This window comes from Candidatus Uabimicrobium helgolandensis (assembly GCF_041508025.1).
Lineage (GTDB): Bacteria > Planctomycetota > Uabimicrobiia > Uabimicrobiales > Uabimicrobiaceae > Uabimicrobium > Uabimicrobium helgolandensis.
The window spans coordinates 8,752,100-8,769,530 of record NZ_CP165719.1 but is presented as its reverse complement, the minus strand read 5'-3'; the positions used below and the strand labels follow the sequence as shown (position 1 = coordinate 8,769,530).

The window sequence follows — 17,431 nt, the reverse complement described above, 5'->3', positions numbered from 1 at the left end:
CAGTTGCTAAAGGAGAACACAAATAAAAACAGCAAGATTATTTTTACGTAATACGTTATTTCTTTCAATGTTAGTACTTATCATTAAAGTTGTAGTAACAAACGATAGGCAAACAAAAGTATTTTATTTAGTATCTATTTTAGCTTTGAGTATTCCATTTGTTGCGACAGTCGCTACTTTCATTGAAAACCCTGCGAATTATGATAGTTACACAACGCGCATATTTCGTATTTTAGCTTTATTTTTTGTTGTTGTTACTGTTAGTTCTTTTTTAATTTCGATCATAGTATATTTATTAGACCAAAAAATATTGGACCAAGAAGTAGAAAAAAAAATTATAGCTCTAAGAGGATTTTCAAGTACCATAGCGATACTTATGGCTTATTTTATATACTCAAAATCCAAAAGTTTTTCTTTTTCTTACAATGAAGAAAACCATCGACAAGGTAAACTTTTCAGCGATTTTTTTTCTATAGTTATTGGAGGAAAGATACCAGAAGAAGAACTATTACTGGCAAAACAAAAACTTACTCATGCTATCGAAAATAAAATAACAAACGTAGTATTTTCAATTCATGTCCGACAAGTGCCAGTTGAACATCTTCGTACTTTTCTCAATTTAATAACAAATCAAAAAGTTTTTTTTGTAGCACCGCGCTTCGAAGCACAAACTACTTTAGTTAATGAAAAACTAGCAAAAGAGCTACAAATTTTTAATCAAGATCAAGAATTAATTGAACATTTAGTAAAAATTAAGCCCAAAGAAAACGACAACAACTCCAATATAGTGTATCGTTTTATTGCCGGTAATACTGTACCAGCTTTGGTGAGAAGATCTTATTCGCTACATATTACTATTTTAACAACAATCGTGCTTGTGTTCTTAACTCTAGGTATGATTCTTTTACTATACCCTTTAATTTATGAGAATTTTAGAGACATAAATCGTATTGTTATAAAACTTGGTTTTGGGAATTTTTGGAAAACAAGGCCTTACAGTTATTACTTAGTAGGAAATTTTTCCCTAGCAATTTTTACATCTGCGATCCTAGAGATGATATGGAATTATGGTAAAAAAGAGGGTAAAGAGTTCTTCTTGGAAAAAGACAAAGTTCGCTGTATAAAAAAGAAAAATTTCCGAGAGCACTATTGCCAATATGAACACATAAAAAGCTACCATTTTGGCATGATTATCGATAAGGAAAAATCACATCACATCTTACTACTTCATATTCAAGAACCAGAGTCATTCTCTAGAGAAGCTTACATTGAAATAAAAGAGAAAGATATAGAAAAAATTCAACAAGTTTTTAGAGAACAAGAAATAAAACAATCGCAAATTAAATACATGAAATTACAAGCTCTAAAAAAATTACAAAACATATAATTACATATCAGTCTTTGCTATCTGTCCCTGAAATTTTATACTCCAAATCAACTAATTTTTCGTGGAGATCTTTGTCTTGTTTACGTAGATCCTTAATTTTATCTACAGCATGAAGTACTGTGGTATGATCGCGTTTTCCGAAAAAATTTGCAATTTCAAGCAAGGAGTAGTTGGTTAATTTTTTCGCTAAATACATTCCCACTTGCCGTGGAATTACAATTGACTTATGGCGCTTTTTTGACTGTAAGTCACCAATGGTGACATTAAAATCTTTTGCAACAACATTCATTATAAGAGGTAATTGAATCATTGTTTCTTCAGGAATAATAACTTCCTTCAAATACTGTTGCGCAAACTCGAGAGTTATACTCTCTTTGTGTAAATCAGACAGAGCAAGTAGATGATTAATTGCTCCTTCTAGTTCGCGAATATTAGAAACAATATTCTCTGAAACATATTGGCAAACACCATCTCCAAAAGGCGTACCTTTTAAACGCGATTTCTTTTTAACAATTGCAACACGAGTTTCAAAAGTAGGAATATCAACTTGGCTAACAAGTCCCCACTTGAAACGCGAAACTAAACGTTCGCGCAATTCTGGAATCTCCGACGGTGGGCTATCACTTGACAAAATAATTTGCTTGTGCGCGTTGTAAAACATGTTAAAAACGTGGAAAAACTCCTCTTGAGTTCTTTCTTTATTAGCTAGAAAATGAATATCATCAATAACAAGAATATCGATATAGCGAAACGTTTGGCGAAATCCTTCGACGTTTCCACGTTCGACAGAAGTAATAAATTGATTAATAAACTCTTCGCACGACAGATACACAATATTGTGTTTCTCTGAGGCCGATAAAATATTATGGCAAATTGCTTGCAATAGGTGTGTTTTTCCTAGCCCGACAGCTCCATACATAAACAAAGGATTATAGGTCTCTCCTGGTTTATTTGCAACAGCAAGTGCTGCAGCATGAGCCAATTGATTAGAAGGACCAACAACAAAATTGTTAAAAGTATAAAGATCGTTGAGCTGAACACGTTGCTTTACCGCTTCAATATTGGCATGCACCGCTGGAAACTCTTTTGCACCTTCGTTTTGCCAATAAGTATTGATTTTATCTTCAAAGTCAAAAAAGCCTTGTTCTTCCTTATTTTCCTCGCGAATAATTAATTCTAGCTCTGGTTGGTCTCCACAACACTTAAATACAGCATCAACTATATCTTGTCTATGATTTTCTAATATTCTTTGTTGGATAAATTCATTTTCGACACTCATTGTTAATAAATCTTTTGAGTACGAAAGAAGTTCTGTATTTTGAAACCACAAACTATGTAAGCGATTTGAAATTTTTTCTTCTAACTCGGCAAGTACCGCGTTCCATAGATTTTTATTGTAATCAGAAGTCATAGAAATATCCTGCATTAAGAATTATGAAGAGCAAACCAAATGTGAATACTTTTGGCTGGTCACTTATTATATTTGCAAATGTTGTTTTGTCAATAACCGTAATTAGCGAAGCAAAAAATAAGTAGATTTCTTGTGTAAAGTAACAAGGGAGTTTACTAGAACTGAATTATTACAGTGAGATTTCGCTATTTCGCTGCAAGTCGGTGATGAGCCGGGCTTCGTCTATATGACGATATTTCATTTAAGGATAAAAACTAGCTATAATTGAAAACGCAATAGTTATTTGGAAAAGTCGATTGTTGGCACGGAATGTTTAAAATCACCAGAATCATCTTCTTCCAACATATCCTCTTCCAACACATCCTCGAACTTATCATCCTCTTCCAGTGTGTCATCTGAGTTATCAGCTCCAGGTAAGAGAATTCCTTTAAATCGCGAGCTTTTCGAACAAATATAGTTCTCATTGAGACAAGGTAAACTACCACATCCTCTACAAACTTTAACATCTGTTCTCAATCCTCTGGCTCTAGGCACAGAAATGCCTAATGATATTTGGTATTCATAGCACCTACAATAACCTTTAACAACTTGGCAAACATAACATGGAGACAAAACTTCTTTTTTCCGACAAACCTGACAATACAACCTTGGCCCAACTATGGCCTCATTCATTTTTATTTCTTTTTCAGCTAAGAGTTTTTGTTTGCAGTAGTCACATACAGCATCTGCTTTTAATTCCTGAGTATTTTTTCAAAAAAGTCTGTTTTTTCCATGATAATCTCCTTAGTCAGTATTGAACTTAGTCATGGGCATTCATACCAGACTCATAATAACTTAAAACATAATAATCTTCCAAGTCAATTTCATGGCATTCATGCCAGACTCGTAATATCTTGAGCCTGGCACCGAATTACAAATAAGATATTGAGCCTGGCACCGAATTGCAAAAAGTCGAATGGCAGTATGCATGTCGTACTGGTTCTCAATTTAAATACTATTTTGGAGACGATAAAACAAAATTGGCAGAATATGAGTGGAGTGCCACTAAGAACTCCCGAAAAGTTATGCTTCCCATCTTTAGCTCTCCCTTTTTGCTATCATTTGACACCTACTAGAAACCTTTGAAACAAATGACAAACAAATGACCAACAAATGACCAACAAATGACCAACAAATGACCAACAAATGACATAACAATTACACTGAATTGATACAATGTTCTAAAAATAATTTTTGAAAGGAACTTAAAAATGAAGAAACAAAATACCTATATAGGAATACTTATCTGCATCCTCATGATATCATGTGTAAATGATTTATATAATAGGAAGTTAAGTACTGACTCTAAAAAGAAAAATATTGATAGTAACCAACAACAAGATTCTCATAATCGCATAAAGAATTCATCAAAAAACATAGATATAAAAAAAGAAACTCAGATCAGTATTACCGGTAACATTATTGATGTCTCTAACGAAGATACTGATGAGCTTGCGAAAAATAATACGAATTTTGCGTGGAATTTGTATAGGCAATTGGCTGATTCCTCGTCAAAAAATATCTTTTTTTCTCCATATAGCGTTTCTACAGCGTTAGCAATGACCTATAGCGGAGCAAGAGAACAAACACGCGAAGAAATGAAAACTGCTTTAAATTTTACATTACCCGACGCGAAGCTACATCGCGCATTTTCTAACTTGATAGATAAAAGTCAAAGTTCAGATAACTATAAATTTAATGTGGCCAATTCTATCTGGGTGCATAGCGATTTTTCTTTGGAAAAGGCATTTATAGATACACTTGATAAAAATTATCGCAGTAGTGCAAGGAAAGTAGATTTTGTAAGAGCAACAGAATATTCACGCCTAAAAATTAATTCTTGGGTCGAAGAAAAAACGAATAAAAAAATTAAAAATTTATTAGAAAAAAATGTTATAACCCCTGATACACGTTTGGTTTTAACAAACGCAATTTACTTCAAAGGGCAATGGGCAATGCCATTTGATAACGGAGAAACAAGAAAGAGGAAGTTTTTTGGGCAAAAAGAATCTAATGTAGATATGATGAGTATGACGAATTATTTTTTATACCACGAAGATAGAAATCTTCAAGCAATTGAACTACCGTATGAAGGAAATTCAATTGTCGCAATTATTCTACTTCCCAACCCAACTCAGTCATTTACACAAAGTATAGATAGTTTTGATATCAACGCGTTTTTAGCAAATGCAAAAAGTAAGAACATACACTTTACAATTCCTAAATTTAAGTTAGTTGATCAGCGCTCTTTAAATAAACCACTAGAAAAAATGGGCATGAAACAAGCTTTTTCATCTTCTAAAGCGAACTTCTCTGGAATAGCAAAAAAGCCGTTGGTGATTTCAGAAATCATTCACAAAGCATTTATTGAGTTTGATGAAAAAGGAACAGAAGCAGCCGCAGCAACGGCTGTGGCGTATAGTACGCTGTCTTATGTCGATAGATCCGAAGACTATTTAATTCGTTTTAACGCAAATCGCCCGTTTGTATTTCTTATATTCGACAAACAAACAAAAAGTACATTATTTTTAGGACGAATAATGGAGTTATAAAATTTACTTAAATGGGATTTTTTGCTCTAAACCGTTAAAAGTCCCATTTCCCTTTCTGTGAGGATGTACAACTTTATGCACGTTACGCAATAAGTGCGATAGAGTAGAGAAACCACTAAGAATTATGGCTCTCGGGTTCGAATAGGAATTTCATACATGGGCGCTTTACAATATCTCAATCTACAGTTTTTGAAATACAACATCATTGTCAATCGAGTAAAGTGACCAATGGCCTTGGGCAGATTTCAAGTAGCGAGTTAACGGTGTCCCCTCGGTGCGCCCGTTTGGAATAAGGCTTCTCAATAGGGCGTATTTGCAAAATAGTTAAAGAATCAAAGCAAAAGGCATTCATGCCAGGCTTGAATGCCTTTTGCTTTTTGAAAAGATGTTTCAAGGATATATTATGCGATACGGAATTCTTGGTAATATACATGGAAACTTAGAAGCTCTAGAAGCAGTACTAAATCATTTGAAAAAAAAAGACATCGATAGATAGTTCACGAAAACATTATCAAATATTACATTTAATGAATTTTCATTTAAAAAGGAGTGATCCTTTTGGGGAATACTACTATGCCCTCTATCCCGTTAGCAAAAGCATTCGGGATTGCTTTTCGAATAATGTTTGCTGCCCCGTTGATATCAGCATTAAGCAAAATATTTTGTTTAGACCTAAATAGACCTCGTTTAACACGGCGTCCCAAATAATTTTGATGTTTCTTAATCGGTTCACTGTCTAAGAAAGAACATTTAGAAGTGTAACTTTCTTCTTGAATAAGAACTTCAATACCAGCAAGTTGGGCTTTGTAGGTAAGTTGGTTAACAAACTGAGAATGGGAAATAGAAACAAAATTTTGATTATTCCTTTTGCCAATGTTAATCTGTTGCTTCCAATCATCGTTTTTGCCAATAACTAATGTTCCAATACTTTTCTCAACTAGCAATTTAATGATATAGCGACTAGATTGATGAAGGTAGTTGCTAACAACGCAATTTCTTTTGTATGTAAGTTTTTCAATTCTTCTACTAGTTCCTTTGTTACCGATATAAGACATTAAACAAGAACGCTTTTTGTTAAAAAATTGGTTAATCGATTTTAGAGGTCTACCGTTAATCAAGACAGGAGTGAAGTCTTTTTGATTTGAAGTTATAGCCGCTAAGTTGTTTAACCCAATGTCTATTCCAGCGATTTTGTTTTTATCAAGGTTAGGATTAAGAACTTTATGTTTTCCTAATTGTTTGTAACAATCTTCTAATAATAATCTATTGAACTCAAGTAACTTTTCTTCTTTTGGCTTTTGACTTAATATTTGTTTTGTTACTTTTGATAGTGTTACAGAATCAAAAATATCTTTGTTATAAATTTTTGTTTTGATCAAAGAATTCAATTTATCTGCTATTGCTTTTTTTAATAACTTTGCTGGTTTATCGCATTTGTAGTTTTCTATTTTTTCTTGCAATATTTTTGAACACTTTTTTCTCAAATACAATGATATTGGTGTATCTTTTTGTAGTTCTAAGAGAAATTCCGACGTGATATCTTTTTCTTTGAGTAAATACACTGATTTCTCGTAAACAATCTCTATTTTGTACATTCCATATCGAGGAACTATTCTTACCTGTTTGATGTGTTTTTGTTGACATGACAATGTTATGTTACACATTGATAGCTTGATTTTGTTCTTTGTTAATTCTTTTTTGTTTATTGCATCTATTGGGTATAAAACTATATTCCGTCCGTTACTCTTATGTTTATACTTTGGCAATTTTGGTTTTGCCTTGAATTTATTTGGATTGATCTTGTATCCTTCTAACCCTCTAAAAAATGATTCGAAGTTTTTGCACAATACTCTTAATATCTGCTGACTTACTTTTGTTGGTAGTGCGTAATAGTCTGGCTGCTTACTTTGTTGTAGCTCTTTTTGAAGATTTTCGTAACCTATAAAACCTTTTCCTGCGAAAAAATTTTGACGCACTACATACAATCCAGCATTATATAGATTTTTTGAACGGAAACTTAAGTCGTCCAGTTCAGAGTATTTTTTATTATTTTTTGTTATATGATGTTTTTCTACGAGCTTCATAATTTTGCTTAAACTCACTTATTTTTCAGTTTTACTCATTTCTTCTTCTAACTCTTTTATAATTTTCTCTGTTCGCCTCTTGTTTCTTCTCAACCCATATAATCTGGCACAAAAAGAAGTAATTATACTTACGAAATCTTGCATCAAGTCCTCTTTATCACCACTTGTTTTGTTTATTACTTCTATTTTTTTATTTTCTTTTGCTAATAATATTTCAATGTAATTTAATCCAAATCTTGCCAAACGATCTTTGTGCTCTACTATTAAAATTTCCCAATCATCTGATTCTAAAATTTTCTTTAATTTTGCTCTCTTATCATTTAATCCAGATCCTATTTCTTTGATTTCTTTTGCTATTTGATAGCCTCTAGCACTTGCATAATCTCTTAGGCGGTTGCACTGAGACTCTAGATTTTTTTTATTTTCTGATGATGATACTCGTGCATAAATGATCACGCTTGGCTTTTCTTCCTTAGCTTTTTTTTCCTTTTCGTCGAAAACAACTATTGTTCCTGACGGGAGTTGTTTTCCTTTTATATAGCCTTTTTGCCAATGACGATAAGCTGTTAAATAAGTTATTGAATTCTTTTTTGCATATTCTGATAGTTTCATTACTTTATTATACTTTAGTTTTTCTTTTCGACAAGAATAATTTGATATTTTTTGATCATATTTGATATTGATTTATGTTAAACTTTACTATACTTATGTGTAGGTAATACAGTCAACTATGGAGCAAATCCGAAGGAATGTTTAAAAATAATACGTGATTTGAACTGTGTAACTGTTGCTGGCGATCAAGATTATGCTGTTGCTGGTAGGCTAGATAAACAGTTGAAATTTTATAATTCGGAAGCATTACACCTTTTGCGCTGGTCACAAGGACAACTCAGTATCGAAGAAAAAAAATATTTATGGGGTCTAGATTTAGTTACTACCTTAAATACAGATATGACTTTGGTTTACGGAAATTTGTCTTCTCCTGAACTTTTTGACGGAATATTCAACAATTATGATGCACGGCTATAGATAACCTAGAAACACCTGTTTGCTTTTTTGGTTGTTATGCCCCTATAATTTTTTGTGGTGAATCAAATCCATCCTTCATAGACTTAGAAATTCCTTCGAGAAATAAGGAAATCATCGTAAATAAAAATAGCAAAACCTTGATAGGTGTAGGTAGCGTTGGTTTTCCAAAAGGTAATCCAAAACCTTATAGACCGCATCCATATTGTGGAATCTACGACAGTACAACATGTAAAATATGGATTTATAGCATTGAATATGATGCTGAAAAAGCAGCAAGTAAAGTTATTTCTAGCGGACTTCCAAGAAAGATTGCGGAACGAATGTTACTTAGTTACTAAGTACGCTCCGTACAAAAAATTCCCTTTTGGTAAGTTTCCAAAAACAGTGGTAAAACTGCTAACTGGGATAAGGAAGCTCTCTCCAGTTCCGTAATTATCTTTCTTGCATACCACCGCTGCTTACCCCGCTAGAATACATTCTCGTTTCAACTAGTTTTCGATTTTGTATGCTGCCTTCATTTTACCAGAACAGGTTCGGCTAGCTAGATATATAGTTGCTCACTCCTTCTAAAATTTTTGATATTTCTCTACGAAAGGTAACTCTGACAAAATACTGGCTATTTTCAAGTAATTTGGTCAATTTAGTACTGAATTATTGTACTATGCATTTTCATGATCTTTATTGCCATTGTTGCTATTTAAATCGTTATCTTTTTTTTCTATGGAATCGAAAACAGGTAACAAGTGAAATGTCTCAAAAGCAACAACATTTTTAATTTCGGCCTTTAATTGCCAGTAACGACTGGTAATAATTCCAATGGATGTCCCTGATTTTTTGGGTAACTTGAAACTAATAGGTAACTCTTTGAGATGTTTGGGGATATTGTGTACAACACATTTGTCACTATGTACCTGCTTAATCGATACGTATGGTCCTCCCCCGTCTGATCTTTTTTCTATGAGATGTTCCTCCATACACTGCAAGTAAAAAGTAGCTTGTGTAACAGAAGGTAGATGCTCATACTCCCAACGAATATGCATTTCTTCTCCGCATGTAAATGGATAGGTATCGAAATGTACATATGTATTTCTGGGAAAAAAACGCATGTATTTATATAACAATCTTCCGAAAAAAAACATCAGCAAAATAATCAAGGTTAGACTAAAGTAGTAAAAATTGTATTTTATCATATGCACCAAAGTGAATGCACACAAACATATCGCAAAAATTTCTCCAGTGCTATAGAACGCAAATGAAATATCCGAACTAGAAACTTTTTCTTTTGTCCACGGACTCGTTTCGCCATTTCTGCCAAATACGCTTTTACGCTTGTTATTAAAATACACGATTGCTGCAATAGATAACAGAGAGAAACTACATAGAAAACGTCCCGATATGATTAGGAAATTTTTTATAGTCAGTGAAACACCTTTAAAAAGAATTACCGTAGTCTTTACAGATAGAGGTAGTGCAAAAATGAGTAGAAAAAAAATGGAAATGAAAACACCATTCTGTGGAACAAAAATTACCTGATTTTTTACTTTGCGAAAAAACCAAGTATCAAGACACAGTTCTTGTTGATCAACATCATGATTATTGCCGTTGAAATTGTAGGAATATGACATTTTTTGTAGTTGTTCTGTCTCTTCAAATGCTCGTTCTTCTTTTTCTTGCTGCTCGGTTTTAAATTCGATGGATAAAAAGTAAGTTGTCTGAAAATTAGCAAAAAAACGATCGCCATACGCTTCAATTTGCCAATTTCCAACTCCTTGATATATCTTTTCGTCGTATTGCTCTTTAGGAAGTTGGAAGGTAAAAGACTGGCGATTATGTACATCTTCTAACACAATCTTATCTTCATAGGTAATCATTCCGTTTCCCGCTACAAAGCGTAAGCAAACGGTCAGATCTTTGAAATTTTTTTTACTAAACTCAATACTACCTTCGATAGTATCTCGGAGATAGATGGGATAATTTTTTAAATGCAAAAAAGTATTTCCATGCCTAGTATAGAGAATGATCCTTTGTACCATTAAGTAAAGGAAGAGAAGAGCAAAAAGCACGAAAATCCCTAAACTAACAACAACAATTGGGCTGACAAGTTTTCCTTCATTTGCGCTGGCAAAAAACATGTACATGATCCATGAAAAGAACAAAAAACCAGCAGCATCTTTTATATCACGTAGAATATTACGTCCATAACTTCCTTTTATCTTATTGTTCTTCACCAAACTTGATGTTTCCGGTATTGGAAAGTGGCGAAGAAGGTATAAAAGATTGAGTTTTCGTCCTGTTGTTATGTCGTGCTTCATTTTTTTATCCTCATAAAATTAAGAGTACTGTAGTTAGAACTATAGGAATTATTGAAATTGCGATAGAATAGAATGTGGTTGTTTGAAAAAGAAAGATCGAAATGACTTATGTTACTATATTTTCTTTATTTGCGCGAGCCTGGCACTTTTTCTCGATACTCATCTGCCCATTCACACCACTGATAACCAACTCAGTTTCGTCCTCTTAACATAAGGACCGAGTTGGTTGGTAATAATAATTTGCAAAAGAGATTAATATAGATGTATAGACTTGCCTGTTGCGGTGAGGAATTGTAGATATTTAGATTACTACAAGTACTACAATGTCAAACAAATAACGAATTTCTTTTAGGTTAAAGCTTATGTCATTCTGAGTAAATGCTCAAAGTCGTTTTTGTAGCTATTAGAACCTCTGATTCGCAAAAATTCAAGACGGTGCAATTGATTTAGTAAAAAAGATTGGCCCATAAGGGAACCAACGATATAATTGAAAAAATAAAAAAAGCCACAAGTGATTCTTTAAAAAATCACTTGTGGCTTTCAGTATTTCAAAATAAGAAAAGATTTCTAATCTGTAGGTCGCAGGTTCGAATCCTACCAGGGCGTATTACTAAAATAAGGCTTTAAGGTCAAAAACCTCCTACGTTATTTTATCCAAAAAAAGGGCTTTTTTAGCATTCAATGGAACCACATGCTACAACGATTACAGGCCCGAAGTTCTACTTATTTTTCGCAATTATTTTTAATTATGTTAATTACTCGTTGCAAGTCTTCTTTACTCATCGATGTTCCGGAAGGCAAACACAATCCTTGCTCAAATAATTTTGAGGCTACCATATTATCAACCACATCACAATCGACAAAAACAGGTTGTAAATGCATAGGTTTCCACATCGGACGCGATTCAATGTTTTCTTTTTCTAATGCTTGGCGCACTTTTTCATAAGAAGTTCCACATTTTAGAGAATCTATTAAAATAACACTAAGCCAATAATTACTTTTGCCATAATCAGCTTCAGGCATAAATTCTATACCCGGAAGATCTTCGAGATGGCGCTTGTAATATTCAAAAATTGCGCGTTTTTGTTGCGCTCTCTTGTCTATTACTTCTAACTGTGCGCAGCCAATCGCCGCGCATATATTACTTAGGCGATAGTTATAACCAATTTCTTTGTGTTCATAATATGGAAAAGATTCTCTAGCCTGCGTCGCCAGAAAACGCGCATAATCAATAAGTTTTTGATCATGAGAAGCCAAAATACCTCCACCAGAAGAAGTAATTATCTTATTTCCATTAAATGAATAAACTGCTGCTGTAGCTCCATGCCCGGCATGGCGTCTTTTGTATTTTGTACCTACTCCTTCAGCTGAATCAACAACAACAGGTATATCAAAAGGACGGCAAATTTCGCAAATAGCATCTAAATCACAACTTTGTCCATACAAATCAGTGGGTATTACAACTTTAGGAAGCTGTCCTTTTTGCTCACAACGATCTATTTCTTCTTGAAGCAACCGCGGATCCATTGTCCAGCTTTTTTCATCGGCATCAATAAAGGTAATTTTTGCTCCCATATGCGCAGCAGGCGATACGCTCGCAACAAAAGTTAATGTTGATGCAAGAACAAGGTCCCCTTCCTTTATACCTAATCCTTTTAAAGCTAAATGCATTGCCGCTGTACCACTTGTTAGACCTACACAATAAGGAATTTCTGTATATTCGCAAAACTGCTTTTCCAAACGATTTAGCATTGGTCCGCAAGGAGCAATAAAATTACTTGCAAATGCTTGTTGTACATATTCAAGTTCATGTCCTTCCATGTGTGGAGGAGATAAAAATATTCTTTTTTCAGACATAAAAACCTCTATTTAAAATGCCAATAACGTTCGTAAAAACCTTTGATGATTGTAATTAATAATAATCCAAGTGTTAGAACCCGGACAAAGCCTAGATCCCCACTCACCTCTTTGATAATATAATTCAACTTCGGACCATTCTCCTATACTTGGGTCAATAGCACAACAAGCTGCAAGAGGATCGTGTAATTTTTTAGAACTCTTTTTACGTAGGTATATCTCCATTACTCGCCAAATCATTTGCAAAGAACGTGACTTCTCTTTTATCTTTTCCACTTCAACATGAAGTTCTTTATCGTAGAGAACGCGGTGACATACATTTTTTGATACAAAATACCTCTTTAATATCCCAGAATATTCGAGAGCTGCCAATGCTGATCTAGAATCACCACCAAGGTTAAATGTTGGACAAGTAGTCTTCCCTTTGAATTTCTCCATTTGCAAATGCTCTGGTACAACAGGAGCACCAGCAAAACCTCCTTGAGCTACAAGCCGTCCAATAGTAATAGAAGTTTCTTCAATAGCCTTTCCTAAATTTTTAAGCGGTGCACCTGTAATAAGAGTTGTGTGTTCATCACAATTTTCAAATAATACTTTATAACCTTCTTCAGCCTCATTTACAGAAGAAACGTCTCCAAGAACTTTGTAATGCCAAGCAGATACGCACTTTTTGGGATGATCTATATTATATGCTCCAATAGGTAGATCAACATCAAAAACCTGTAAAGCGTAACGTACTATACCAATTTGAGCAGTTGATCCAGGAGTAACTGTAACTGCTCTCAAATCAACGCAAGGATGACCTAAGAGCAGTAGCAAGGTTAAAAAATCATCAGGGTCCTGAGTTTCCATATCAAAAACTACTTTTATGCGTTTCATCTCAAACTCCAAAACATTGCTACCTTAGATTTGTTTCTATTGCACAATCTCCATAAAATCATATAAGACTTTCATCTTTTAAACAGGAGCAAGATCGTTTTTCTATTTTAATTTCGCCACCTAAACCAATATACGGTGTATACAAAAAAAATGGCAATTTGACAAACAATTGCAGTACACTTGTCATTGTATTTATAAATTTAGAGCTTGTCATCATTCAAAATGTTTTTTCAAACTCGAGGCTATTTGCAATGTTGTAATACGAGACAATGGTATTTTTACGACATCTGTTATTTCTGAATGATAATACGCCCTAGCCGTTCATTTTTTCTTATTCATGTATAGGAGCAATAATGACAAAAAATTCTATGTGGATTTTATTCTTTCTGTGTCTCTTGGTCGGCTGTAACGAAAACAAGATACAATATTCTCATGGAGAACTTGCATACTCAAAAAAGATTCCAGAATCAGAGATAAAAGAAATCACAAAAATCTTGGAGCAAGATCAGTACTTTAAAAATTACAAACCAATTGATGTTAAGCTTCGTCAAGATGAATACGGATACCAGATAGATTTCAGTTTAAGTAAAGCTGCAGAAAAAGTGAAAGAAAAAATTTTCTGGCCACTAGTATGCTTAAATATTGGCGGAAAGATAAAAACAAGCATCTTCCCAAAAGGGAGCGTAGAAGTAACTCTATACATAGATAATTTTCAAAAAGTCGTAAACTGGCACGACTCACTTATTTTAAAAAAAGAGCTATCTAGTAGTAAACATAATCTTTACTACGAAATAAATGCACAACAGTCAGTACTAGATAAAATGGTTATTTTTTTAGAGAATAATAAATCTTTAGACTTTAAAGACAACTGGACATTTGTTCTGTTTCAACCTTCAAATGATTATCAAGAAACGGTAAGCGGACATTTTGCTGCAGAGTTAGACAAACAAAACATCTCTAAAGAGTTATGCGCAAAAAGTGGCAATCAAATTGATGCCAGTGACCAAGTTGAGATATTAGAAAAAGGCAAAAAATGGGAAGTTTTTGGACCTTGGTCAAGGAAATATTTAGAAAAAAAAGAGAACAAGATTGATATTTACTATAAAAGCAATTTTATTGTTGTGATTGCAGACAGAAAAAAGTTACTCTTTTCAGAAGAGAAATTTAAAGAAGTAAAATTCCAATTACATAAGAATATCTTCAAAAATCAATCCTGCTACGTTCAATATCGCAGCCATAACTTCAGACAAATAAACCTAAAGGGACCAGATAACAACTTTGGATTACCTAAGGGACAACATTCATATTTACATTACTATATATTTTCCGGAATTGCACTTTTTGGAGCATTAATATTCGTTATCTTTCGATATATTGCTGCCAAAAAACTTTACAACATGCAATCGACATCTTCTTCTGATATAAAAAAAATCAAATCCACAAACAAAAAACAATACGTGGAAGTAAATGGAAAAACGGTTTGCGATACACCTTTAACATCAGATCTAGCAAAAGAAAAATGTGTTGCTTATGAACACCAAATATTCCAAAAATACAAAAACAAAGCAGGCCATAACTCATACAAGTTAATCCACACAGTAGCAAAATACACTGATTTCTTCGTAGAAGATGAAACGGCTAAAATTCTTGTAAAAGGAGAAGGTGCAGAAATAGAGGCTATTGAAGTCAAAAATCATTTTATCGAACCTCCTTTAGGAGGTGGCACAATTTTGACGTTTGGTACACTTACTTTTGACGTAGACAACTTTAGACATGAAGAAGGACTCGCTTTAGGCTATGAGTTAAAAGAATGTATTATTCCTATTGGACAAAAAGTTTACATTCTTGGCGATGCTAACCCAGAATCAGGTGACCACCAAATCGAAAAACCAACAGAAAGAAGCAAATCCTTTATTGTTTCTACAAAAACAAAAGAGGAGCTAATTAAGAAGAACAAAAGAATAAAAAAATGGTCAACAATTGCTGTGATTTTCTTTTTGGCAATCTTTTGCGCATTAATGTTCTATGGTGTGTGGTTACCATCAAAAACAACCTACCTTCATCCTTTCTAAGAATGTGCCACATTTTTCTTGTGATTTCAACCTTGAATGCTGTTGTTTCGAAGCACACATTTCAAGGTTGGCGCAAGCCCAATGTCATTTTTTCTTTCGCTTTTTTTACACTAATTTTATTATACTCTCTAACATATCATGCTGTAGACTTTGGTGAAGTGAAAGACTGAATGTATTTAGGCACCCAATTTATAGAAGTCAAAGTGTTATCTAACATATGAATCCAAAGTAACCTATAGAGATTCATATGTTTATTTATTGAACCATTTAAGACAATATCACATCTCTTTATTTAATAGAAAAACATGAGTCAGAGCGAAAGTTAAATCATGCAAAAAACCAAACAATTTATCTATAAAATACGATTTATTCTTTACATTTTACTTATTATTTTCGTATGGCAATCACTAAAATTATTGTCTCCACCACTACCCAAAAAAATTACCATTGCCAGCGGCAATTCTTCGGGCGCTTATTACAAATTTGCGCATAAATATAAAAGATATTTTGCAAAACAAGGCATAGAATTAAAAATTTTAGAGACAGCAGGTAGCGTAGAAAATTTTCAACTTCTAGAAAACAACAAGGCAGATATTGCTTTCATTCAAGGGGGTACCACAAACGGGAAAACCGAAAATATAACTTCAATTATGAGCGTATATTACGAACCTTTATGGGTTTTTCTACGCCAAGATTTAAAAGCACAGTCGCTTGTGGAATTAAAAGGTATGAAAATTGGAATTGGTCAACCGAGAAGCGGTACGCAATTCGTGGCGAACCAACTCCTAAAAATAAACGACATAACTCCACAAAATTCTCAACTAAAAGAAGTTGGATTTGCCAAAGCTGCAGAAATGCTACAACAAAAAAAATTAGATGCTGCCTTCTTTATTTCTTCTCCTAAATCCAGTGTAATACAGCAACTTTTCACCAAAAGTGATATTTCTTTGATGTCATTCAGACGTTACCGCGCTTATGCGCGAAATTTTCTATTCATAAAAGATATCAATATATATGAAGGTATGCTCAACTTAACGAAAAATATACCAGCGAAAGACAAGGTCATTATCTCTACCGTTGCAACCATAGCAACAAACAAAAACATTCATCCTGCAGTTGTACAACTATTACTACAAACAGCAAATAAAATCCACAGTAAAAGAAGTATTCTAGAAGAATCCCAAGAATTTCCTTCTCTACAATACCTAGAACTTCCAGCTCACGAATCTGCACAACGCTACTTTCAAAACGGGCCAAATTTTTTATACACTTATTTGCCATTCTGGTTGGCGAATTTACTGTACCGATTAGCACTATTTTTGTTCTCTATGCTAACGATAATTATTCCTCTATCTAAAATAATACCAGCTCTAATCGCTTGGCGCACTAATCGCAAAATAGGCTTGTGGTACAAGAAATTACTACGTATGAAATTAGAAGCAGAAAATTCTAAAAATAAGAAAAAGCTAAAAGCAGAAATCACAGAACTCAAAAAAAATATAGAAGAATCGAATGTACCAATTATGTTCAAAAAAGATTTCTATACTCTGCAACTTCATATTTATTTACTTGAGGAGCAAATAAACGGAAAGAAAAATCAACACGGTATTGTTTAGAAATATTAAATTGTGATTAGATCATGTAATTTTGGTTCCAGTCATAATAATACAATCTCGCAAAAAAAATGGCAAAAGTCTTAGTTGTACTATATATTTTAGTTATGTATAGAGCATGTCATCAATTGCCTTACATTATGATACTGCGAGTAATGTAGAGTCCGTTTCCGAAAACGCTTACAAGGTCTTAAAA

General features: G+C 33.5%; 13 protein-coding genes. 6 read left to right on the top strand and 7 right to left on the bottom strand.

The features are described 5' to 3' along the window. Positions 1 to 67: 67 nt before the first annotated feature. A complete protein-coding gene (locus tag UABHE_RS32375) occupies positions 68 to 1,387 on the top strand; it encodes a hypothetical protein (RefSeq protein ID WP_372367599.1) in 1,320 nt (439 codons plus the stop codon). A gap of 7 nt (positions 1,388 to 1,394) precedes the next feature. On the opposite strand, the gene dnaA is transcribed toward UABHE_RS32375, so the two are convergent. Both dnaA and UABHE_RS32365 read right to left on the bottom strand, forming a co-directional pair. Beyond that, the gene (gene dnaA / locus UABHE_RS32370) at positions 1,395 to 2,798 is read right to left on the bottom strand and encodes a chromosomal replication initiator protein DnaA (protein WP_372367598.1); all 1,404 of its coding nucleotides are present in this window, start codon (positions 2,796 to 2,798) and stop codon (positions 1,395 to 1,397) included. Between the two features lie 279 nt (positions 2,799 to 3,077). Beyond that, the gene (locus tag UABHE_RS32365) at positions 3,078 to 3,470 is read right to left on the bottom strand and encodes a 26S proteasome complex subunit SEM1 (RefSeq protein ID WP_372367596.1); all 393 of its coding nucleotides are present in this window, start codon (positions 3,468 to 3,470) and stop codon (positions 3,078 to 3,080) included. A gap of 578 nt (positions 3,471 to 4,048) precedes the next feature. Between UABHE_RS32365 and UABHE_RS32360 the strand changes: the two genes are divergently transcribed. Continuing rightward, positions 4,049 to 5,389, top strand: coding sequence for a serpin family protein (locus UABHE_RS32360; RefSeq protein ID WP_372367595.1), 1,341 nt, complete (start codon positions 4,049 to 4,051; stop codon positions 5,387 to 5,389). Positions 5,390 to 5,928: 539 nt separating this feature from the next. Here the strand turns inward: UABHE_RS32360 and UABHE_RS32355 are convergent. Next, complete coding sequence (locus tag UABHE_RS32355) at positions 5,929 to 7,473, bottom strand: RNA-guided endonuclease InsQ/TnpB family protein (protein ID WP_372365790.1); 1,545 nt, start codon at positions 7,471 to 7,473, stop codon at positions 5,929 to 5,931. A gap of 18 nt (positions 7,474 to 7,491) precedes the next feature. Further along, positions 7,492 to 8,085: an IS607 family transposase gene (locus UABHE_RS32350; RefSeq protein WP_372367594.1), complete on the bottom strand. Its 594-nt coding sequence runs from the start codon at positions 8,083 to 8,085 to the stop codon at positions 7,492 to 7,494. A 159-nt stretch (positions 8,086 to 8,244) separates the two neighbouring features. On the opposite strand from UABHE_RS32350, the gene UABHE_RS32345 reads away from it, so the two are divergent. Together UABHE_RS32345 and UABHE_RS32340 are read left to right on the top strand one after the other, a co-directional pair. Then, on the top strand, positions 8,245 to 8,502 hold the full coding sequence (locus UABHE_RS32345; RefSeq protein ID WP_372367593.1) for a hypothetical protein: 258 nt from the start codon (positions 8,245 to 8,247) through the stop codon (positions 8,500 to 8,502). Between the two features lie 137 nt (positions 8,503 to 8,639). Beyond that, positions 8,640 to 8,840, top strand: coding sequence for a hypothetical protein (locus UABHE_RS32340; protein ID WP_372367592.1), 201 nt, complete (start codon positions 8,640 to 8,642; stop codon positions 8,838 to 8,840). A 321-nt stretch (positions 8,841 to 9,161) separates the two neighbouring features. Here the strand turns inward: UABHE_RS32340 and UABHE_RS32335 are convergent, their stop codons facing one another. The 3 genes from UABHE_RS32335 to UABHE_RS32325 all read right to left on the bottom strand — a co-directional run bounded on the left by UABHE_RS32335 (position 9,162) and on the right by UABHE_RS32325 (position 13,550). Continuing rightward, positions 9,162 to 10,814: a hypothetical protein gene (locus UABHE_RS32335; protein WP_372367591.1), complete on the bottom strand. Its 1,653-nt coding sequence runs from the start codon at positions 10,812 to 10,814 to the stop codon at positions 9,162 to 9,164. Between the two features lie 723 nt (positions 10,815 to 11,537). Beyond that, positions 11,538 to 12,671, bottom strand: a complete 1,134-nt coding sequence (locus UABHE_RS32330) for an aminotransferase class V-fold PLP-dependent enzyme (RefSeq protein WP_372367590.1) — start codon at positions 12,669 to 12,671, stop codon at positions 11,538 to 11,540. Positions 12,672 to 12,683: 12 nt separating this feature from the next. Next, the gene (locus UABHE_RS32325) at positions 12,684 to 13,550 is read right to left on the bottom strand and encodes a nucleoside hydrolase (protein WP_372367589.1); all 867 of its coding nucleotides are present in this window, start codon (positions 13,548 to 13,550) and stop codon (positions 12,684 to 12,686) included. 353 nt (positions 13,551 to 13,903) lie between these two features. Between UABHE_RS32325 and UABHE_RS32320 the strand changes: the two genes are divergently transcribed. Together UABHE_RS32320 and UABHE_RS32315 are read left to right on the top strand one after the other, a co-directional pair. Next, positions 13,904 to 15,622 (top strand): GIDE domain-containing protein, encoded by a 1,719-nt coding sequence (locus UABHE_RS32320; RefSeq protein ID WP_372367588.1) that lies wholly within the window; start codon positions 13,904 to 13,906, stop codon positions 15,620 to 15,622. A gap of 329 nt (positions 15,623 to 15,951) precedes the next feature. Further along, the gene (locus UABHE_RS32315; RefSeq protein WP_372367587.1) at positions 15,952 to 17,238 is read left to right on the top strand and encodes a TAXI family TRAP transporter solute-binding subunit; all 1,287 of its coding nucleotides are present in this window, start codon (positions 15,952 to 15,954) and stop codon (positions 17,236 to 17,238) included. Positions 17,239 to 17,431 lie beyond the last annotated feature (193 nt).